Raw genomic sequence first — 20,491 nt, forward strand, 5'->3', positions numbered from 1 at the left:
CGCGGTGGTCGCGGCGACGGGGACCGTCACGATCATCGTGGTCACGGTCGCCGCCTATCGGAGCAGGGCCCGGCGGGCGGCGACGAACCGGCGCAGCACGCTGCCGTCCACCACCTCGCCGCCGACCTGGACCACGACACCACCCAGGATGTCGGGGTCGAGATCGACCTGCAGCTGGATCTGGCGGCCAAAGTACCGGCTGATCGCCGCACCCAGACGGGCGACGACTTCGCTACTCAGCGGAACCGCCGTACGGACGATCGCCACCACCCGACCCCGGCGGGCCGCGGCGATCCGGCTGAACTCGGCCAGCCGGCGCTCGACGTCGCCGTGGATCCGGTCGGCCGCCGCCTGCTGGACCAGGCGCACGGTGACCGGGTGCGCCCGGCCGGCGAGCAGCCGGGTGAGCAGCCTGTCCTTGACTGCCGCCGGCGCGGCCGGGTCGGTCAGCGCGAGCGCGAGCGGAGCGTTCTGGTCGAGGATCCGGCCGAACCGGAACAGCTCGTCCTCGACCTCCTCCAGCGCCCCGTCCCGCTCCGCCTCGACGAGCAGCGCCTCGACGCTCAGTTCGAGCAGCGCGTACTGCAGATCGAACGGCCGCGACCAGCGCGCCCCGAYCGCCGTGTGCACGATCCGCAGGCTCGCCGGGGCGAGCTGAGTTCCGAACAGCCGGGTGACCAGCTCCGTGCGCGCGGCCACGGGTGCCCCCGGGTCGGTGAGGGCGCGGCGCACGGCCGGCTCCCGGGCGAGGAGCTCGGCGACGGCCCGGAGGTCCTCGGCGATCCGCCCGGCGTCCACCGGGCGGGGCGCGCCCGGTGCCGTCGCGGTTGCCTCGTCGAGCGTCGCCCGCGCGGCCGCCAAGCCGTGCCTGCTGGCTCCCTCCACCGTCAGCCTCCCGGCCTGACCGGTGCGGCCACGGTACCGACGCCCTCGGCCGAGTTGTCAAGCGCTGCGATGAAGTCGTCGATCAGCCGGTTCTGCGTGGCGCTGCTCTCCAGCTGGAATCCGACGATCTTCGAGGCCAGATCGACCGCGATCTCACCGACCTCCCGGCGGACCTGGGCGACGATCTGCGCCCGGTCGGCCGCGAGCTGGGCGTCCGCCCGGGCCTTGATCTCGGCGATCTCGCGCTGCGCCGCGGCGCGGAGTTCCTCGGTGATCTGCCGGCCCTCGCTGTGCGCCTCCTCGCGGATGCGCGCGGCCTCGGTCCGAGCCTCGGCCAGCTGGGCGCGGTACTGCTCCAGCAGGGCCTGCGCCTCGCGTTGCGCCGCCTCGGCGCGGGCGAGCCCGCCCTCGATCCGCTCGGTGCGCTGCGCGTAGGTCCTGGCGATCTGCGGCCTGATCTTCCAGAAGAAGAAGGCCACGAKCAAGGCGAACGACAACGTTCCGATGAGCAGTTCACTCAGCGGCGGGATCAGAACGTTCTCGTCGGAGTGCCCGCTCTCGGCGGCGGCGATAAGGATGGATGTCGCGCTCATGATTGCCCCGCCGGTTTACGGGAAGACGAAGGGAACGACGAAGCCGATGAGCGCGAGGGCTTCGGCGAGGGCGAAGCCGATGAGCATGTACCGGAAGGCGACCTGCTCGGCCTCGGGCTGGCGGGCGATCGCCTGGACGCCCAGGCCGAAGATGAGACCGATACCGATACCGGGACCGATGGCGGCGAGGCCGTAGGCGACGGCGCCCAGGCTTCCGCTCACAGCGTCCTTGGCGGCGAGAATGTCTGCCATTGCGGTGCTTTTCCTATTCAGTCGGGCACCGGGACTCGCCGGTGCTGGAAGGGTGTGTCGGGAATCTAGGCCCGGGCCGATACCGGCACGCCCGCCGGAGCAGGCGAGGCGAGTTCCTCGGACGGAGCTACCTCGTGCTCTCCGTGCACCATCGCACCGCCGATGTAGGCGGCTGTGAGGATCGTGATGATGTACGCCTGGAGAGCGTCGATGACAAGCTCGAACGCCGTGAGGATGATCGCCACCAGCAGTGAGGCGGCGCCGAACACATAGGGGGGCTTGGGCAGCAGGTAGTCCGCGCCCAGCGAGAAGACCAGCAGCAGGATGTGCCCGGCGAACATGTTCGCGAAGAGCCGGACCGCCAGCGTGAAGGGCCGAACGATCAAGGTCGAGAGAATCTCGATCGGCGCCAGGAGCACGCGGATCCACAGCGGCGCGGTGGGAGCCGGGTCAATCATCTCCTTGAAGTACGGACCGGCGCCGTTGGCCTTGATGCCCGCGTAGTTGAACAACACGTACGTGACGAGCGCCAGAACCATCGGGACGGCGATGCGCGAGGTCGCYGGGAACTGGGCCCCGGGCACCACCGCGAGCACGTTGCAGATCAACACGAAGCTGAACAGGACGAGCAGGTAGGGCGTGTACCTCGTGCCCTTCTCGCCGATGACACCCCGGGCGATCTGCAGATCGATGAAGTCGTAGGCCGACTCGCACAGGTTCTGGAGGCCGCGAGGTATGATTTTAGCTCGGCGGAATCCCAACCAGAAGATCACACCGACAAACAGTGCAGCAAAGATCGTGAGCGCGGTGGCCTTGTTGAGGTAGAGATTGACCGAGCCGATCCCGACATCGAACCAGTGCGGAGTCTGGAAGACCTCCTTGGTGGGGCCTTCGAAGCCCTCGTCGGCGAGGACCGGCACGACAAACACCTCCATGATCGATTAGGTAGCGCGTTCACGGCCCGGCAAGGTTGCCGTGCTCGGCGGCAGATTGCCTCCACCCTACCGGGTTCGCACGACACGCTCACACCGAAGAACGACCCGTCGCCAACCGGGTACAGCGCTCCGAAGGACACCTCGACAAGCCCAGGCCCTGATKGGTGTCGGCAGGCCGACGTCCTGTTGCCCGCGATACTATCCACACCGGCACCCCACAAGCACGGACTCGCTTCGACGTTCGCGCTGGTTCATCCGCGCGTTGTCTATGGGTTTCACTCCGTTGCTACCCATTCCACACAGCGCGACGAGTTGATGACRCGCGGCTTCCAGCTGCACCCATCTCCCGCCRTCGGCTACGCCCAGTAGCGTCACAACGTCTGCCAGATGAGCACAATTCGGCTCTCCCTTCCCCGTCTCGGCGACCTGGGTCCACTCTGACCGGAATCGGTTGCGCCGTCGATGACCTTCGAGGTCATCGACGGCGAGGACCGGCCCGATTCAATGGAACAGCCGGGGCGGTCGGTACAGCCAGGTCCAGCAGGACGGAACTACCAGGACAAGCGGGACAGAACGGTCAGGCCGAACGAACTGGGCGAACAGGACCAACGGAGCGTATTTCGCCAAGACCGCCGAGCTGGCCGGAAGCCTGGCTATCCGCCCTCTCACCGGGTAAGTCGATAGATCACGAGGTACATCGCGGCGGCGAGGCCGACGGTCAGTCCGATCGGYAGGAACAGCACGTGAAAGCCGAGAAGGCGATCCGCTCCAAAACCGACCAGTCCCCAGAAGAGCATTCCGGCGATCAACGTGCCGAAGACGTTCCACGCCTCGCCGGGACCGTTTCCCCCCGAGGTCATCAGACCGGCGGACGGCGCGAGGCGTCCCACGCGCCGGGACGCTCCGGGTCGTAGAAGGGCATCCGGGTGTGGGTCGCGACCCAGAGCTCGGCACCCATCCACCCGAAGACCCCGGCGAAAATCGACCAGGCGAAGGCCGGCAGGTCAAGGGCCTCCGTGTCCTGGATCACCACGAGCAGGACACCCAGCAGTGCTACCTTCGCCGCGTAGGTGCCGAGGGCCGCCGGCAGGAGCAGATGCGGCGCCCGGCGCGCGACGGCCCCGACCGCCACCTTGCTGATGCCGAAGAACGCCATGACGATCATCAGGCCGACCGCGGCGCTCAGGGCGCCCGTCCCGCCGCGCAGGACCGCCGCGAGCCCCACCGCCGGGACCRCCAGCACCCCGGTCAGCGCCGCTCCCAGCCGGATCACCCGGGCCGCCGGCACGATCATGCGCGCCGCGCCGATCGCTGGGTCCTGATCAGCAGCGCGATCAGGGCCGCGAGGCCCACTCCGACGGTGGCGACCAGGATCGGCAACGGGGAGTTGGAGAACGACGCGGCGACACCTCCGAACCCGACCAGAGCCGCCCAGAAATACATGAAGAGAACCGCCCTCACGTGCGAATTACCGATTTCCAGCATGCGGTGGTGGAGATGCATCTTGTCCGCCGCGAACGGCGAGCGCCCCGCCCTCGTCCGCCGGACGACCGCGAGCCCGAGATCGAGAAACGGAACGGCGAGCACGGCCAGGGGTATCGCCAACGGGATCAGCGACGGGTACGACCGTGAGGGTCCAGCGTAACCCCCGTAGGCCACCTGACCGGTCACGGAGATCATCGATGCGGCCGACAGCAGGCCTATGAGCATCGAGCCCGAGTCCCCCATGAACAGCCGGGCCGGATTGAAATTGTGCGGCAGGAACCCGATGCAGACCCCGGCGGTCACGGCGGCCAGGAGCGCCGYCGGGGAGGCCCGGTAGAAGCCGTTGATCACTGCGATCTGATAGGCGAAGTAGAAGGTCGCGCCGGCGGCGATCGCCGCGACGCCCGCCGCGAGGCCGTCCAGGCCGTCGATGAAGTTCATCGCGTTGATAAGCACCACCGTGGCGAGGATGGACAGCGGGACCGCGGTCTCCGGTCCCAGGCTCAGCGTCGTCTCGCTGTCCCGATTGATCGCAAACGTCCATTGGACGCCGAGGAGCACCATGATGCCGGCCGTGGCGACCTGCCCGGCCAGTTTGGTCAGGGAGTCCAGTTCCCATCGGTCGTCGGCGACGCCGAGCAGGCAGATCAAGGTGCCGGCGACGAGCACCGCCCGGATCTCCGACCAGTCCTGGGAGACCACCGAGAGGAACGGCAGGCGGTCCGCCACCCCGAACCCGGCGTAGAGCCCGGCAAGCATGGCCAGGCCCCCCAGCCGGGGCGTCGGGGTGGAGTGGACGTCGCGGGCACGTACCCCGGCGACGGCACCGATGCGCATGGCGAAGACGCGTGCCACCGGCGTGGCGAGAAAGGTCACCGCCRCCGAGACCACGAAGACGAGCAGGTACTCGCGCACCGTCGGGCATCTCCCGCCTGCCGGACCCGGATCCGGCTACTGCCGCCTACTGCCGCCTACTGCCGCGGCCGTGCGGAACCGCCTGATCCCCTACCGCGGATCGACCCCTACCGCGGATAGGCCGGATGCCGGGCGACGAGCGCGGACACCGCCGCAGCGACGTCGGCGGCGGCTTCCGGCTCACGCACCGCGTGGGCGATCAGCCCCGCGATCTCCTTCATCTCCCCCTCGCCCATCCCCTGGGTGGTGACCGCCGGGGTTCCCACCCGGATGCCGGAGGAGATCGCGGGCGGCTGCGGGTCATAGGGAATGGCGTTCTTGTTCAGGGTGATGCCGGCCGCGTCGCAACGCGCCTCGGCTTCCTTGCCGCTGACCCCGAGTTCCCGCAGGTCGAGCAGGGCGAGATGGGTGTCGGTGCCACCGGCGACGGGCCGGATGCCCTCGGCGGCAAGCTCGTCGGCGAGCCGCTGCGCGTTGGCCACCACCTGGCGAGCGTACTGCGCGTAAGCGGGCGAGGCCGCCTCCCGCAACGCGACGGCMTTCGCCGCGACCGCGTGCATCAGCGGGCCACCCTGGCTGAACGGGAACACGGCCTTGTCGATGCGGGAAGCCAGCTCCTCACGCGCGAGGATCATGCCCCCTCGCGGGCCGCGCAACACCTTGTGGGTGGTGAAGCTGACAACGTCGGCGTAGGGAACGGGGCTCGGGATCGCGCCCCCGGCGACCAGACCGATGARGTGCGCCGCGTCCACCATCAGCCACGAACCGACCTCGTCGGCGATCGAGCGGAACGCGGCGAAGTCGATCAGACGTGGGTAGGCCGTCGCCCCACAGATGATCATCTTGGGCCGGTGCTGGCGGGCGAGCTCCCGCACCTGGTCGTAGTCGATCAGCTCGGTGTCCTCCCGCACGCCGTAGGCCACCACGTTGAACCACTTACCKGAGAAGCTCACCTTGCTGCCGTGGGTGAGGTGACCGCCATGCGGCAACGACATCGCCAGGACCGTGTCACCTGGCGTGAGTAGCGCCGCGTACACGGCGAAGTTCGCCGACGAGCCCGAATGCGGTTGCAGGTTGGCGTGCTCCGCGCCGAAGAGCTGCTTCGCCCGGGCGATGCCGATCTCCTCGGCCCGGTCGACCACCTGGCAACCGCCGTAGTAACGCCGACCCGGATACCCTTCGGCATACTTGTTCGACAACGTCGAGCCCAGCGCCGCCAGCACCGCCGGGGACGTGAAGTTCTCGCTCGCGATGAGTTGCAGGCCGCCGCGCAGCCGGTCCAGCTCATCGAGGACCACCTCCGCGATCTGCGGATCCGTCGCGCTCAGCTGGTCGAAGTCCGGGCCCCAGAACGGGGTGCTCATGACGTTTCTAACCTCCTGCGTTARAACGGCGACCGCGCTGGAACGGCGACCGCGCCACAACCGGCAACCGCGCCACAACCGGCAGCCKATGACCGGTGCCGCCGCGCGGGCGACCCGGTCACCCCATGCTCCTCTGGCCCGGGAACACCATCCACCCGGATCTACCCGAAGCCACCCGCTGTGACCATCGCCCCGCGACCCRGTTCAGGATCGTACGGGACTCTCCCKCCGGGACGATCAGCGGCGTCATGCCCACCCCACCCCGGCCCGGACCGTATCCCGGCCCGGACCGTCCGGACCGGCTCCGGCACGCGGGGTCGCCTGCGAGCTACGGGCTCATCGGTTCACGGGCTCATCGGTTCACGGGCTCCCGGATCAGCGGCAGCACCGCACGCAGCGMGGTGAGGCCAATCGCGCCGCTGCGCAGTACAACGGGCACCTCCCCGGTGCAGTCGACGATGGTCGAGGGGACGGCGGCCGGGCACGGTCCCCCGTCGAGATAGACATCCGCGGCACCGCCGAGCTGGTGCAGCGYCTCGTCGATCGTCGTCGCCGGAGGCTGGCCACTGATGTTCGCGCTGGAGACGGCCAYCGGCCCGGTCCGACCCAGCAGCTCGATCGCCACCGGGTGCAGGGGCATGCGCACCGCCACCGTGCCCCGGCTCTCCCCGAGATCCCAGCGCAGCGACGGGGTGTGCCGGGCCACCAGCGTCAGCCCGCCCGGCCAGAATGCGGTGATCAACTCCCGGACCTGGGGGGTCATCCGCTCGATCAGCCCGTCGAGGGTGCGCCAGGAGCCGACCAGGACCGGAACCGGCATGTTCCGGCCACGCCCCTTTGCCGCCAGCAGCGAGGCCACCGCGTCCCGATCGAAGGCGTCGGCGCCCAGCCCGTAGAGCGTGTCGGTGGGGAGCACAACCAGCCCGCCCCGGGCGACGGTGCTGACCGCCGCGTCGAGACCGCGGGCCCGCTCCCGTTCGTCAGAGCAGTCGAAACGTTCCATTGCCCGTCCTCTTCTCAAGGATCAGGGTTCGTCCTCAGGATCGGGGCTCACGGGACGCCCCGCGCCGGCCGGCGACGAACCGGTCCCGGCCGGCCAGGTCCCGATAATCCGCCACGTGCGACCAGCGACCGTCGGCGCGAAGCAGCTCGGGCGCCGACACCCCGTGGCCGTCGGCGTGTTCGATGACGAGGAGACCGCCTGGCCGCAGGAGCCGCGCAGCCACCCCGACAACCGTACGCACCACGTCGAGCCCGTCGGGCCCCCCCCACAGGGCGCGGGCCGGATCATGCTCGCCCACCTCGGGCTCCACCGTGTGGCGGTCGGCGTCGGGGAGGTACGGCGGATTGCTGATGATCAGGTCGACCGTCCCGGCGAGTCGGGTGAGCGACTCGGGCAGCGCCGCGGCGATGTCGGCTGCGTGCGCCGTCACGGGAAGACCGGTGCCGGCGATGTTGCGTCGCAGCCAGACCACCGCCGCCGGGTCGACCTCCACGGCGTGCACCGTCGCGCCGGGCAGCTCCGCCGCCAGGGACAGCGCGATCGCCCCCGAGCCCGCGCACAGATCGACGCACAACGGTCCCGGCCGCCGGGCCCCGGCGGAGCCGGTGAGCTCTGTAAGCGCCCATTCGACGACGGACTCCGTCTCGGGCCTCGGGATGAAGACCCCGGGGCCGACGGTGAGATCGAGGTGGCGGAAGCCGGCGACACCGGTCAGGTGCTGCAGCGGCACCCGCTGCGCGCGCCTGGCCACAAGCTCGTCCAGCCGCCGCGCCGCCGCCGCCGTGACGTCGTCGAGCAGTGCCAGCCGGCCGCGGGGCACCGCGAGCACGAAGGCGGCGAGCTGCTCGGCGTCGGCGCGGGGGCTCGCCACCCCGGCCGCACGCAACCGGTCGGTCGCCGCCGCCAACCACGCGCCCAGCGGTGTCAGGTCGGCCGCGTGGCGCACCGGGCTCAGGGGATCCGTGGAGCCCGGATGCGGGGACGCACCCCGGCCCGGCTGCTCCTGCTCCGTGCCCCGTGAGCGCCCCTGCGCGGCCGGCGGGCCGGTCATGACGCCTGAGCCGCCAGCCGCGCGTCGAGGTCCGCGGCGGCCAGCGCGTCGAGGACCTCGTCGAGCTCCCCGTCGAGCACCTGGTCGAGGTTGTGTGCCTTGTAGCCGACCCGATGGTCGCTGATCCGGTTCTCGGCGAAGTTGTAGGTCCGGACCCRCTCCGACCGGTCCACCGTGCGGACCTGGCTGGCACGCGCCAGCGACGCCTCCGACTCGGCCTTCTCCCGGGCCGCCCCGAGCAGACGGGCCCGCAGGATCCGCAGCGCGGACTCCTTGTTCTGTAGCTGGCTCTTCTCGTTCTGACAGGAGACMACCACACCGGTCGGGATATGGGTGATCCGGACCGCGGAGTCCGTGGTGTTGACACTCTGCCCACCGGGGCCGGACGAGCGGAACACGTCGATGCGCAGGTCGTTCGGGTCGATCTCGACATCAACCTCCTCGGCCTCCGGAAGCACCAGGACCCCGGCCGCCGAGGTGTGGATACGTCCGGCGGACTCGGTGACGGGCACCCGCTGGACGCGGTGCACCCCGCCCTCGAAGCGCAGCCGGCCATAGACACCGTCCCCGGGGCCCGCGGGTCCCCGGGCCTTCACCGCCACGCTGACATCACGGTAACCGCCGAGGTCGGAGGGGTTGGCGTCGAGGATCTCGGTCTTCCAGCCGCGCCGTTCGGCATAGCGCAGATACATCCGGAGCAGGTCTCCGGCGAACAGCGCCGATTCTTCGCCACCGGCGCCGGCCTTGACCTCGAGGATGGCGTCCCGGGCGTCGTCGGGGTCGATCGGGACGAGGTAGGCCCGCAGTCGGTCGTTGAGCCGGGCCAGCTCCTCGCCGAGATCCTGGACCTCGTCCCGGAACGACGGGTCCAGCAGCGCGAGCTCGCGGGCGGCAGCGAGGTCTCCCTCCACCCGGTCGAGCTCGCGCGCAAGATCCACGACCGGGGCGAGCTGCGCGTAGCGACGGCTCAGGGCGCGCGCCTTCGCGGGGTCGTTGTGCACCGCCGGGTCGGCGAGCTGCCCCTCGATCTCGGCGTGCTCGGCGATCAGGCCGTCGAGCGGGGACGTCATCGTGGTTCCTTCGCACGTCATGGTCCTGGAACGCGTCACGGTTCCGGGAGGGGGTCGGTGGGACGGGTATCGTCCGTCCCAGACGCGAACGGCGCCCGTCCGGAGTCCGGACGGGCGCCGCGGCCGAGCTRCTTCGCGCCGCCGACCTTCTCGCCGGGGCGCCGCCGGCCGAACCGGCGCTCGAACTTCTCGACCCGGCCGCCGACATCGAGGATCTTCTGCTTGCCGGTGTAGAACGGGTGGCACTGCGAGCAGACCTCGGCGTTGACGACGCCGTTCTCCTTGGTGCTGCGGGTGGTGAAGGTGTTCCCGCAGGTACAGGTGACCGTCGTCTCGTGGTAGGTCGGGTGGACGTCAGGCTTCATGATCCCTCTTTCAAAGTGGCCGCCGGGTCGTCGTCTCGCGTGGACGACGTGAACCGGAGCCGGTCTGCTGCCAGTCTGCCAGAGGCCGGATGCACCGACCGCCAGCCGATGCAAGGGTCCCCACACTGCGGCGAAGCCCCCCGACGACCCCCCAGCAAGATCGCCGAAGGCGATCGCGCGGAAACCCCGAACGGCGCCCTGGGCCAGGGGCCCCCACACTGCGGCGAAGCCGCCGTGTGGGGGAAGGCTAATCCTGAGGCGGTGCGGTCTTGGCGATCTGCATCAGGAACTCGTAATTCGTCCTGGTCTGCTTGAGCCGATCGAGCAGGAGCTCGAGGGCCTGCTGGGTCTCCCTGGTATGGAGCACGCGACGCAGCTTGTGCATGATCACGAGCTCGTCCGGGGCAAGCAGGATCTCCTCCTTGCGGGTACCGGAGGCGTCGACATCCACCGCGGGGAAGATCCGCTTGTCGGCAATCTTGCGATCGAGCTTGAGCTCGGCGTTGCCGGTTCCCTTGAACTCCTCAAAGATCACGGTGTCCATCGTCGAACCGGTCTCCACCAGCGCCGTCGCAATGATCGTCAGAGACCCGCCGTTCTCGATGTTGCGGGCCGCGCCGAGGAACCGCTTCGGCGGGTAGAGCGCCGTCGAGTCGACACCGCCGGACAGGATACGACCGGAGGCCGGGGCCGCCAGGTTGTAGGCACGGCCCAACCGGGTGATCGAGTCGAGCAGCACGACGACGTCGTGGCCCAACTCGACCAGACGCTTGGCCCGCTCGATGGACAGCTCGGCGACATTGGTGTGGTCGGCCGGTGGACGGTCGAAGGTGGACGCGATGACCTCGCCCTTGACCGACCGCTGCATATCGGTGACCTCCTCCGGCCGCTCATCGATGAGCACGACCATGAGGTGGACTTCCGGGTTATTCGTCGTGATCGCGTTCGCGATGGACTGCAGCACCATCGTCTTACCCGCCTTGGGCGGGCTGACGATCAGGGCCCGCTGCCCCTTGCCGATCGGCATCACGAGGTCGATGACCCGCGTGGTCAGCATGTGGGGCTCGGTCTCCAGCCGCAGCCGCTCCTGGGGGTAGAGCGGAGTCAGCTTGGTGAACTCCGGCCGGCCGCGTGCCTCCTCGGGCTCCATCCCGTTGATGGTGTCGAGCCGGACCAGCGCGTTGTACTTGTCCCGGCGCTGCTCGCCCTCTTGCGGGGCGCGGACGACACCGGTGATGGCGTCACCGCGGCGCAGCCCGTTGCGACGCACCTGGGCGAGGCTGACATAGACGTCGGTCGGGCCGGTCAGGTACCCGCTGGTCCGCACGAAGGCGTAGTTATCCAGAACGTCGAGAATGCCGGCGACGGGGACCAGGACGTCGTCCTCGCGCAGGACCGGCTCGTTCTCGCTCGGGCCGGCCTGCCCGCCGCGACCGCGGTTACGACCGCGTTCCCGGAAGCGGCCCCGCCGGCCACGGGCGGCGAAGTCGTCCTCGCCTTGCCCCCCTTGCCCTCCCTGCCCGGGCCGGTCGCCGCCGGAACGCTCTGCCCCGGACCGGTCACCCTGCTGGGTGCGATCCACGCGGCTGGGACGATCAGCGGACTGACGGTCCGTACCGGAGCGACGGTCCGCGCCCTGGCGGTCCGCCGTGGCACGCTCGCCGCCGGCCTCACCGCCCTGACGGTCACTCGCGCTCACCCGGCCGTTGTCGGCGGAACGATCCCGGCGGTCCTCCCGACTCCGGGGACCGGCATCGGTCTGGCGGTGGGACGCGGCGGCCGGCGGAGCCGACGCGGGCGCCCCGGTCGGCTGGGCGGACACGGTCGGCTGGGCCGAAGCCACGGCGGAGGCGGCCGATCCGGCCCGGGCGTCCACAACCGATCCGGCCCGGGTCTCCACGACCGTGTCCCCAGCCGCCGTTTCGGGCAGGGTCGGCTGCTCGGCGGCGGGGCTCGCCGCCGCCCGAGAGGCTCCACGGCGGGAACGGGTGCGGGTAGCGGTGCCGTCCGAGCCGGCAGCCTGCCGGGACACCCGCGGCGCGGGGGATGTCTCGCTCGCGGCCGGAACCGGTCCGGCGGGCGAGGCCGGCCCCGACTCCGCCGGGGGCGGCGGTGCAAGGGCCGTGGAGGCCGTGGAGGCTGCGGAGGCCGAAGAAGTCGCTGGGGCCGCCGCGACGGGCGTCACGGCCGCGGACTCGTTGTTCTGCACGTTCTGGATCGCGGCGATGAGCTGGCCCTTGCGCAGCCGGCCCACGCCCTGGATCCCCAGGGACGAGGCCATGGCCTGCAGCTCGGGGAGCAGCATCGCGGACAGACCGGTGCCCTGCCGGCGGCGTCGGGTCACGGCCGCACCTTCTCCGGCCGGAGAAGGTGCGGCGAGAGCGGTCCGGGTGATACGGCCTGCGCGCGAGTCACCGTTCCCGGTGGACTCAGCCGAGATGGCGTCTGCGGACGAGGTGCTCGCCGCCGGGTCACTCTCCCGGGGCGATGCAGGCGTCACGGGCGGCGCAGGCGTCACGGGCGGCGCAGACTCACGTGCGCTCTGCGGCAGCACGTTGGTGGTGTCGCTCAAGGTTTTCCTTCCCTGAAGGAACTGGCTCCTGGTGAGCCGGGCGTTGCTTGTGGACCTTCTTCGCCTGCACACATGCCGGATGAAGGGGTATACAGCACCGAATGGGCGAGCATCGCGCCCGTGTACGGCGCCAGCGGCCGACTGCCGCGAGCGAACTCGCCGATCCCGCCTGGGAGTGCCGGTGTGGAGCCGAGGCAACGACGACGAAGCTTATACACCGGAGTCCCGAACCATGTTCCACCTGGCGAGACCAGAGCGGCATGGCGGGAGCGAGCACGCGCCGCGGTGGCAGCGGGTGCAGTCACCAGACTATCCAGCGGCAGACGCCTCGGCAACAACCTTGAGACGTCAGGACTTCCCGATGTGACACACAACCGCGCATCGGGAGCTCACAGCGCCAGCCGTCGCAGCGGATCCCACCGCGGGCAACGGGGTCATGGCGCTGCGGATCGACATCGGATGACGCGTGCACCGTGTCTGTCCACCGGCAGCGGGGCGACGGAGAACCCGGCACCCGCCACGTCCACCGCCGCCGCGGCCTGTTCACCACCGACGGCGAGGGCGATGACGGATGGCCCCGAACCGGACAGGGCCGCCGCGATCCCCCCGCCGCGCAGCCGACCGACGAGGTCCGCCGACGCCGGGACGCCGGGGAACCGGTAGGGCTGATGCACCAGATCCTCGGTGGCACGCAGGAGTGCCTCGGCACGTCGGGACGGCTGCCCGGCGGCCGGCTCGGCGGCCGACATCGTCAACGCCAGCAGCGCGGCCCGACCGAGGTTGCGGGCGGCGTCGGCGAACGGAACGCCGCTCGGCAGCRCCCCGCGCGACTGCTCGGTCGACTGCCGTATCGCGGGGATGAAGATCACGGGTCTCAGCTCGGCGAAGGGATCGACGCGCAGGGACCGGGCACCGTCGCCGTCCTGCCACGCAACGGTGAAGCCCCCGCTCAGCGCCGCGGCGACGTTGTCCGGGTGCCCCTCGATGGCGCTGGCGAGCCGCAGCATGCCCGCGGGCCCGAAGAAGCCGGCTCCGGACGCCGCTCTGGACACCGGGTCCGGCTCGGGTGCGTCATCGGGCGCGGACACGGAGTCCGCGCCGGCGTCAAAGGCGGTATCGGCGTCAAAGGCGGCATCGGCGTCAAAGGCGGCATCGGTCTCGAAGGCGGGCCCGAGGTCCGGCTGCGCGAGCGCGGCGGCGGCGACGACCCCGGCGACGATCGCCGCGGCCGATGATCCCAGCCCGCGGCCGTGCGGGATCCGGTTGACGCAGTGCAACGCGAGACCGGGCTGCGCCCGGCCGAGGGTGTCGAAGGTCGCCCGGATCGCCCGGACCACGAGGTGCGTCTCGTCCCGGGCGACGACGTCCGTGCCGACGACGTCAACGGTGAGACCGGATCGGGTCGTCTCGACATCGACCTCGTCGTACAGGCCCAATGCCAGGCCGAACGTGTCAAAGCCGGGGCCGAGATTCGCGCTGGTCGCCGGCACCCGGACCCGGACCCGCCGCGACACGCCGTCGGCGGCGGTGACCGGCCCGGACCGGCCGACCCGCTCGGCGAAGGCCGCCGTCCCGCCTGGGCGCGGGGAGGACCGAGTGGTCACGAGCGCTGCAGCCCCAGCGCCTCGGCGGCGCCCGCGACGGTCGGGCGGATCGTTTCCGGCCGGGCCGCGCCGCTGATCGCCCAGTCGGGGTCCTTGAGCCCGTTGCCCGTGACGGTGCACACGACCTGCTCGCCGGGTTCAATCCGGCCGGCCGCCCGTGCCTTCAGCAGGCCCGCGACGCTGGCGGCGCTGGAAGGCTCCACGAAGACGCCCTCCCTGCGGGCCAGCAGGCGGTAGGCGGCGAGGATCTCCCGGTCGTTCACGGCGTCGATCAGACCACCGGAGGCCTCTCTCGCCTCGACAGCGAGATCCCACGACGCCGGGTTGCCGATGCGGATCGCCGTGGCGATCGTCTGCGGCGAGGTCACCACCTCGCCCCGCACGATGGGCGCGGCACCCGCTGCCTGGAAACCGCACATCCGCGGGCGGCCGCTGGCGATCCGGTTGTTCTCCTCGAGGTAGCCCCGCCAGTAAGCGGTGATGTTGCCGGCGTTGCCGACCGGCAGGCAGTGGACGTCCGGGGCCCGGCCGAGCGCCTCCACGATCTCGAAGGACGCCGTCTTCTGCCCCTCGAGACGGAAGGGGTTCACCGAGTTGACCAGGGTCACCGGCGAGGTGTCGGCGAGTTCGCGCGCCACCCGCAGGCAGTCGTCGAAGGAGCCGTCGAGCTGCAGCAGCCGGGCCCCGTGGACAAGCGCCTGGGCGAGCTTGCCCAGGGCAATTTTTCCGCTGGGCACCAGCACCGCGCAGGTGATGCCGGCGCGGGCCGCGTAGGCGGCGGCCGACGCCGAGGTGTTGCCGGTGGACGCGCAGATGACAGCCTGGGAACCGGCGCCGACAGCCCGGCTGATGGCCACCRTCATCCCGCGGTCCTTGAAGGAGCCAGTCGGATTCGCCCCTTCGATTTTGAGATGAACCTCACATTCGGTGAGGTCGGAGAGGTGTGCCGCGGGCAGCAGGGGCGTCCCACCCTCACGCAACGTGATGACGGGCGTGTCGTGTGCGATCGGCAGACGGTCCCGGTACTCCTCGATGATTCCCTGCCACGGCCGGTGCGGCCGATCGGGCGCCGCGGACAGCACCGGCACGGCCGGCTCGTCCGCGAGCGGTGTGGATGACGTCGTGGTCACGGCTCACCTCCCTCAACCCGCATCACGCCGGACACCGCCCGGACACCGGCGAGGCCGCGGAGCTCCTCGACGGTGGCGGACAGTGCCGCGTCCGGGGCGGCATGCGTCACCAGGACGAGGCTCGCGTCGTCGCCGCGGCCGTCCTGACGAACGCTCCTGATAGACACATCGTGACGCGCGAACGCCCCAGCGACCGTCGCGAGCACGCCGGTCTTGTCGGTGACGTCGAGATTCACGTGATACCTCGTCACGGTACGGCCCATCGGCAGCACAGGCAGCGCGGCGTAGGACGATTCACCAGGGCCGCGACGGCCAGCGATACGGTTGCGCGCGACCGCGACCACATCCCCGAGCACCGCCGAGGCGGTCGGCGCCCCGCCGGCGCCCTGGCCGTAGAACATCAGCTGGCCCGCCGCCTCGGACTCGACGAACACCGCGTTGAAGGCCTCCCGCACCCCGGCCAGCGGGTGGGTGCGCGGGATCATCGCCGGGTGGACCCGCACGCTGATCCCCTCGGTCTCGGCCGAGCGTTCCGCCACCACGAGCGCCTTCACAGTGCAACCGAGCTCCCGGGCGCTGGCGATGTCGGCGGTGGTGACCTCACCGATGCCGACCCGGTAGACGTCGTCGATCGTTACCCGGGAGTGGAAGGCCAGCTGGGCCATGATGGCCGCCTTCGCGGCCGCGTCGAACCCATCGATGTCGGCGGAGGGATCGGCCTCGGCGTATCCGAGCGCCCCGGCCTCGGCGAGTGCCTCGGTGAACGACGCGCCGATCTCGTCCATCCGGGTCAGCACGAAGTTGGTCGTCCCGTTGACAATGCCGAGCACCCGGTGCACACGATCCCCGGCCATGCTCTCACGCAGCGGGCGGATCAGCGGGATGGCCCCGGCCACGGCGGCCTCGTAGTAGAGATCGGTGCCGGCCGCGGCGGCCGCGTCGTGCAGCGTCGCGCCGTCCGAGGCCAACAGGGCCTTGTTCGCGGTGACCACCGACTTACCCCCCCGCAGGGCGGACAGCAGCCAGGAGCGGGCCGGCTCGATGCCGCCGACAAGCTCGATCACGATGTCGACGTCGTCCCGGGCGACGAGGCCCGCCGCATCCCCGGTGAACAGCGCCGGATCCACGTCGAGGGCGCGGGCGCGGCCCGGCCTGCGCACCGCGATCCCGGCGAGCTCCAGGGGAGCCCCGACCCGGGCAGCGAGATCGGCGGCGTTGGCCTGCAACAGCCGGACGGTCTCGCTGCCGACGACCCCACAGCCGAGCAACGCGATCCTCACCGCGCCACCTCCGGGGAGGCCGGGTCGGCGCCCGGCTCGACCTTCACGCCCGGATCGACCTTCACGCCCGGATCGACCTTCACGCCCGGATCGACGTCCAGGCGCAGCAGGTCGTCCTCGGTCTCCCGCCGGACGATGATCCGGGCCGCGCCGTCGCGCACGGCGATCACCGGTGGCCGCGCCACGTGGTTGTAGTTGCTGGCCATCGACCGGTGGTAGGCGCCGCTGGCGGGAATGGYCAGCAGGTCACCGGGCCGGACGTCGTCGGGCAGCGGCACGTCGTGGGCGACGACGTCCCCGGACTCGCAGTGCCGGCCGACGATCGTGACGACGTGCGTCGTGRCCAAACCGGTCCGGGAGACCAGCCGGGCGGTGTAGCGGGCGTCGTAGAGCGCCGTGCGGATGTTGTCGCTCATGCCGCCGTCCACGCTGACGAAGGTGCGCAGCCCGGGCAGCTCCTTGACAGTGCCGACCTCGTAGAGGGTCACCGTCGTCGATCCGACGATGRCCCGTCCCGGTTCCACCGCGAGGCGCGGGACGGTCAGGCCCGCGGCGGCGCACTCCTTGCCGACCACGGCGGTCAGCCGCTCGGCGACGTCGGTGACCTCCAGCGGGGCGTCCTCGCCGGTGTAGGCGATGCCGAGGCCACCGCCGAGGTCGAGCTCGGGCAGTTCGAGGTCGTGGGTGTCGCGGATGCGCGCGAGCAGGCCCACCAGGCGGTGCGCCGCCAGGCCGAACCCGGCCGTGTCGAAGATCTGCGAGCCGATGTGCGCGTGCAGGCCGACGAGTTCGAGGGAACCGGCGGCCGCGAGCACGCGTTCCACCGCCTCGGCCGCCGACCCGCCGGCCAGCGAGAACCCGAACTTCTGGTCCTCCTGCCCGGTGGAGACGTAGTGATGTGTGTGCGCCTCCACGCCCGGGGTGACGCGGATCAGCACGCGCTGGCGCACGCCCGCCTCGGCGGCGACGGCTGCCAGGCGGGTGATCTCGGCGAAGGAGTCGACGACGATCCGCCCGACGCCATAGCCGACGGCTGCCCGCAGTTCCGCGACGGACTTGTTGTTGCCGTGGAAGAGCAGTCGATCCGCCGGGAAACCGACCGAGCGGGCCACCGCGAGCTCCCCGCCCGTACAGACGTCGAGATTCAGACCCCCCTCATCCACCCAGCGAGCGATCGTGCRGCACAAAAAGGCCTTGCCCGCGTAGTAGACGTCACATTCGGCGAACGCCCGCCGCCAAGCCGCGCACCGGGCCCGGAAGTCGGCCTCGTCGAGAACGAAGGCCGGCGTGCCGAACTCGGCGGCCAGCTCGTTAACCCGGATCCCACCGATTCGCAGCACACCGTCGGCGTCCAGCCGGGCCGTGGCCGGCCACAGATTCTCCTCCAACGGCTTCTCCTCCAACGGCACCACCGCCGGGCTGTCGATCTCGCTCATCTCGCCTCTGCCTGCCTCATGCCGCCTGGCCTGCCTCATGCCGCCTGTTTCACGCTTTCCAACCGGCTCGTTCCCGAACCCGCCAGGATGCCCGGACGCCCGGACCGACCGCTCGTCACATCCGCTCGGGGGCGCTGACCCCGAGCAGTCCCAGGCCGTTCGCGAACACCACCCGGGTCGCTGCCACGAGCAGCAGCCGCGCGCCGGTGGCCGGACCGGGCTCGGCGTCGCCCTGCGGAAGCACCCGGCAGGAGTCGTAGAACCGGTAGTAGACCCCGGCAAGTTCCTCGAGATAGCGGGCGAGCCGATGGGGGCCACGCAGCCTCGCGGCGGACTCGATCACTCGGGGGAACTCGCCGAGCGCGCGCAGCAGCTCACCCTCCCGCGGCTGGGTCAGCAGGGCGACGTCGACCGGCTCGGTCGCGGCCGTGAGGCCCAGGGAGCCGGCGTCGCGCAGCAGCGAGCTGATCCGCGCGTGGGCATACTGCACGTAGAAGACCGGGTTGTCACTGGTCTGGCGGGCCATCAGGTCCAGATCCAGATCGAGCGCCGAATCCGGCGAAGACCGGACCAGCCAGTACCGCGCCGCGTCGGCCCCGACCGCGTCGACCAGGTCGTCCAGGGCCTGCTCGGACGCCCCGCGGTCGTAGTAGTACTCCGTGCCCACGTGGTACTCCGTGCCCACCTCGAACCCGGCCGCGGGCAGGATGCGCCCCAGGGCGTCCCCGACGGCCGCCCGGCGCGCCGAGGCCAGCGTCACCGGGCCGGTCGGGTTCGCGCTGACGAACTCCAGGTTGACCCGGACACCTCGTGGCCTGACCGCCCGGCCGTACCGGTCACCGGCCGACACCACCGTGCGGGCGATCTCTCCGAGGGCGGCGTCGGCCAGCCGGAAGTTGAGGAACCCCGGGCCGGCGACGTCCACGGCGGCGAGCTCGCTGTCGGTAGCGAGCCGCCGGGCCAACGTCTCCGCGACGGCGCGCGGCGGACGACGGGCGGCCCTGGCAAGCTGGAGCGCGACCGGGGAGGCGTAGTCCCCGTGCTCGGGCGTCTTCGGCCGCTCCACCGTGACGGCGGTCGGCACAGTCACGTCCAAGTCGCCGTCCGCGACCGCGCGGCCGATGGCCGTCACGATGGCGTCAGCGAGATCGGCGGGGGTCATGACGGCGATGTTATCGGCGCCGGGTCAGACCGGCTGGCCGGCAGCCAGCCGCTGGACCACACCGATGAGTTCGTCCGGGTCGAACGGCTTGGTCAGGTAGTAGTCCACCCCGACCCGCATCCCACGCTTGACGTCGGCCTCCTGGGCCCGGGCGGTCAGCATAATCATTTTGATGGCGGCGGTGTCCGGCTCCTCCCGCAGCCGGGCGGCCACGTCCCAGCCGTTCATCCTCGGCATCATGATGTCCAACGTGATCACCTGTGGGGCGATCTCGCGCACCATCTCCAGGCAGTCCACGCCGTCTACGGCGGTATGGACCTCAAAGCCCTCCAACTCAAGGTTGACGACCACGAGCTGACGTATCACCGCGTCGTCGTCGACGACGAGGACTCGGGGGGTGGCAGGGTACACACCGGAAGCTTACGGCGACCCGGATTCCCGATCCGGCGTTCCGTCCTGGTAACGTATGCCGCGTTGACCCGGGGCCCCCGTAGCTCAGGGGATAGAGCACCGCCCTCCGGAGGCGGGTGCGCAGGTTCGAATCCTGCCGGGGGCACGTACAGCATCCACGCGGCGGCGAGACCGTGCGATTGCTGGACGTGGGGCGGGCGCACCAGTGACCGCTCCTGCCAGATCAGCCACCTGATCCAGGTTGGCTGCTGGAATTTTGATCGTCATCAAAACCTCTTGACTCCCATGGTCGACATGGACGGTGAGTTGCGTGACCTCATAGAGACGTCGCTGTAGCTCCTCGGGCGCCTGGCCAAGCTTGAGTGGGCGTTCTGCACGCTTTCGCCGGGCCTCAGCTTGAGTTGATCTCTGGGGTGCGGAGTTGATCGTCTTGCGTTCGCCGGCTGGCGCGTTCTGCTGGAAGACATGGCAGAACGCAAGCCRTACCCCAGTGACCTGTCCGATGAGGCGTGGGACCTGATCCGCCCGGTCCTCACCGCGTGGAAGGCCCGGCACCCCTCGGCCAGCGGGCACGAGGGCGGCTACGACATGCGGGAGATCGTGAACGCGGTCCTCTACCAGGCCCGGACCGGCTGCCAGTGGCGCTACCTGCCCCACGACCTGCCCCCGACGTCCGCGGTGTACTACTACTTCGGCCAGTGGCGCGACGACGGCACCACCGAGACGATCCACGACCTGCTGCGCTGGCTGGTCCGTGAGCACCACCGCAGGAAAGCCGACCCGAGCGCGGTCGTGCTGGACTCCCAGACCGTCCGGTCCTCCACCAACGCCCCGAAGGGCACGACCGGCCTGGACCCGGGAAAGAAAAGCCCGGGCCGTAAACGCGGGATCGCCGTCGACACGTTGGGACTGCTCATCGCCGTGGTCGTGGTCGCGGCCAGCGTGCACGACAACACCATCGGCACCGCCCTGCTGGAC

General features: G+C 70.7%; 19 protein-coding genes, 1 tRNA gene and 1 pseudogene. 2 read left to right on the forward strand and 19 right to left on the reverse strand.

Annotated elements, in window-relative coordinates:
- Positions 1–54 precede the first annotated feature (54 nt).
- The 19 genes and pseudogenes from CcI156_RS14565 to CcI156_RS14655 all read right to left on the reverse strand — a co-directional run bounded on the left by CcI156_RS14565 (position 55) and on the right by CcI156_RS14655 (position 19,513).
- Positions 55–885, reverse strand: coding sequence for a F0F1 ATP synthase subunit delta (locus CcI156_RS14565; RefSeq protein WP_076806245.1), 831 nt, complete (start codon positions 883–885; stop codon positions 55–57).
- Between the two features lie 2 nt (positions 886–887).
- A complete protein-coding gene (locus CcI156_RS14570) occupies positions 888–1,478 on the reverse strand; it encodes a F0F1 ATP synthase subunit B (RefSeq protein WP_076806247.1) in 591 nt (196 codons plus the stop codon).
- 15 nt (positions 1,479–1,493) lie between these two features.
- Positions 1,494–1,730, reverse strand: coding sequence for an ATP synthase subunit C (locus CcI156_RS14575; RefSeq protein WP_011438088.1), 237 nt, complete (start codon positions 1,728–1,730; stop codon positions 1,494–1,496).
- A gap of 65 nt (positions 1,731–1,795) precedes the next feature.
- Complete coding sequence (gene atpB / locus CcI156_RS14580; RefSeq protein ID WP_035732856.1) at positions 1,796–2,665, reverse strand: F0F1 ATP synthase subunit A; 870 nt, start codon at positions 2,663–2,665, stop codon at positions 1,796–1,798.
- Positions 2,666–3,330: 665 nt separating this feature from the next.
- Positions 3,331–3,555, reverse strand: coding sequence for a hypothetical protein (locus CcI156_RS26980; RefSeq protein ID WP_011438090.1), 225 nt, complete (start codon positions 3,553–3,555; stop codon positions 3,331–3,333).
- Entirely contained in the window at positions 3,525–3,959 is a 435-nt protein-coding gene (locus tag CcI156_RS14590) for a hypothetical protein (protein ID WP_076806249.1), read from the reverse strand. The genes CcI156_RS26980 and CcI156_RS14590 overlap by 31 nt, the downstream gene beginning before the upstream one ends.
- Positions 3,956–5,065, reverse strand: a complete 1,110-nt coding sequence (locus CcI156_RS14595; RefSeq protein WP_076806251.1) for an MraY family glycosyltransferase — start codon at positions 5,063–5,065, stop codon at positions 3,956–3,958. The genes CcI156_RS14590 and CcI156_RS14595 overlap by 4 nt, the downstream gene beginning before the upstream one ends.
- A 107-nt stretch (positions 5,066–5,172) precedes the next feature.
- Positions 5,173–6,429 (reverse strand): serine hydroxymethyltransferase, encoded by a 1,257-nt coding sequence (gene glyA / locus CcI156_RS14600; protein WP_076806253.1) that lies wholly within the window; start codon positions 6,427–6,429, stop codon positions 5,173–5,175.
- 352 nt (positions 6,430–6,781) lie between these two features.
- The gene (locus CcI156_RS14605) at positions 6,782–7,432 is read right to left on the reverse strand and encodes an L-threonylcarbamoyladenylate synthase (protein ID WP_076806255.1); all 651 of its coding nucleotides are present in this window, start codon (positions 7,430–7,432) and stop codon (positions 6,782–6,784) included.
- Between the two features lie 34 nt (positions 7,433–7,466).
- Entirely contained in the window at positions 7,467–8,483 is a 1,017-nt protein-coding gene (prmC, locus tag CcI156_RS14610; RefSeq protein WP_011438095.1) for a peptide chain release factor N(5)-glutamine methyltransferase, read from the reverse strand.
- On the reverse strand, positions 8,480–9,553 hold the full coding sequence (prfA, locus tag CcI156_RS14615) for a peptide chain release factor 1 (protein WP_076806258.1): 1,074 nt from the start codon (positions 9,551–9,553) through the stop codon (positions 8,480–8,482). Before prfA ends, prmC begins: the two co-directional genes overlap by 4 nt.
- A gap of 131 nt (positions 9,554–9,684) precedes the next feature.
- Positions 9,685–9,918 (reverse strand): annotated as a pseudogene (gene rpmE, locus CcI156_RS14620) (50S ribosomal protein L31); the annotation flags it as partial.
- A 247-nt stretch (positions 9,919–10,165) separates the two neighbouring features.
- Positions 10,166–12,490 carry a transcription termination factor Rho gene (rho, locus tag CcI156_RS14625; RefSeq protein ID WP_035941632.1) on the reverse strand — a complete coding sequence of 775 codons (2,325 nt, stop codon included), beginning with the start codon at positions 12,488–12,490 and terminating at the stop codon, positions 10,166–10,168.
- A gap of 434 nt (positions 12,491–12,924) precedes the next feature.
- Positions 12,925–14,094 carry a homoserine kinase gene (locus tag CcI156_RS14630; protein WP_076806262.1) on the reverse strand — a complete coding sequence of 390 codons (1,170 nt, stop codon included), beginning with the start codon at positions 14,092–14,094 and terminating at the stop codon, positions 12,925–12,927.
- Complete coding sequence (gene thrC, locus CcI156_RS14635) at positions 14,091–15,224, reverse strand: threonine synthase (RefSeq protein ID WP_076806264.1); 1,134 nt, start codon at positions 15,222–15,224, stop codon at positions 14,091–14,093. The genes CcI156_RS14630 and thrC overlap by 4 nt, the downstream gene beginning before the upstream one ends.
- The gene (locus tag CcI156_RS14640) at positions 15,221–16,504 is read right to left on the reverse strand and encodes a homoserine dehydrogenase (protein ID WP_011438101.1); all 1,284 of its coding nucleotides are present in this window, start codon (positions 16,502–16,504) and stop codon (positions 15,221–15,223) included. Before CcI156_RS14640 ends, thrC begins: the two co-directional genes overlap by 4 nt.
- Positions 16,501–17,940 carry a diaminopimelate decarboxylase gene (gene lysA, locus CcI156_RS14645; RefSeq protein WP_254847437.1) on the reverse strand — a complete coding sequence of 480 codons (1,440 nt, stop codon included), beginning with the start codon at positions 17,938–17,940 and terminating at the stop codon, positions 16,501–16,503. The genes CcI156_RS14640 and lysA overlap by 4 nt, the downstream gene beginning before the upstream one ends.
- A 115-nt stretch (positions 17,941–18,055) precedes the next feature.
- Complete coding sequence (locus tag CcI156_RS14650) at positions 18,056–19,102, reverse strand: DALR anticodon-binding domain-containing protein (RefSeq protein ID WP_011438103.1); 1,047 nt, start codon at positions 19,100–19,102, stop codon at positions 18,056–18,058.
- Positions 19,103–19,126: 24 nt separating this feature from the next.
- Positions 19,127–19,513 (reverse strand): response regulator transcription factor, encoded by a 387-nt coding sequence (locus CcI156_RS14655; protein ID WP_011438104.1) that lies wholly within the window; start codon positions 19,511–19,513, stop codon positions 19,127–19,129.
- Between the two features lie 73 nt (positions 19,514–19,586).
- On the opposite strand from CcI156_RS14655, the gene CcI156_RS14660 reads away from it, so the two are divergent.
- Together CcI156_RS14660 and CcI156_RS14665 are read left to right on the forward strand one after the other, a co-directional pair.
- Positions 19,587–19,658, forward strand: a tRNA-Arg gene (locus CcI156_RS14660).
- A gap of 320 nt (positions 19,659–19,978) precedes the next feature.
- On the forward strand, positions 19,979–20,491 hold a 513-nt coding region (locus CcI156_RS14665), incomplete at its 3' end, for an IS5 family transposase (RefSeq protein WP_139341512.1).

This window comes from Frankia sp. CcI156, from assembly GCF_001983015.1.
Classification (GTDB): domain Bacteria; phylum Actinomycetota; class Actinomycetes; order Frankiales; family Frankiaceae; genus Frankia; species Frankia casuarinae.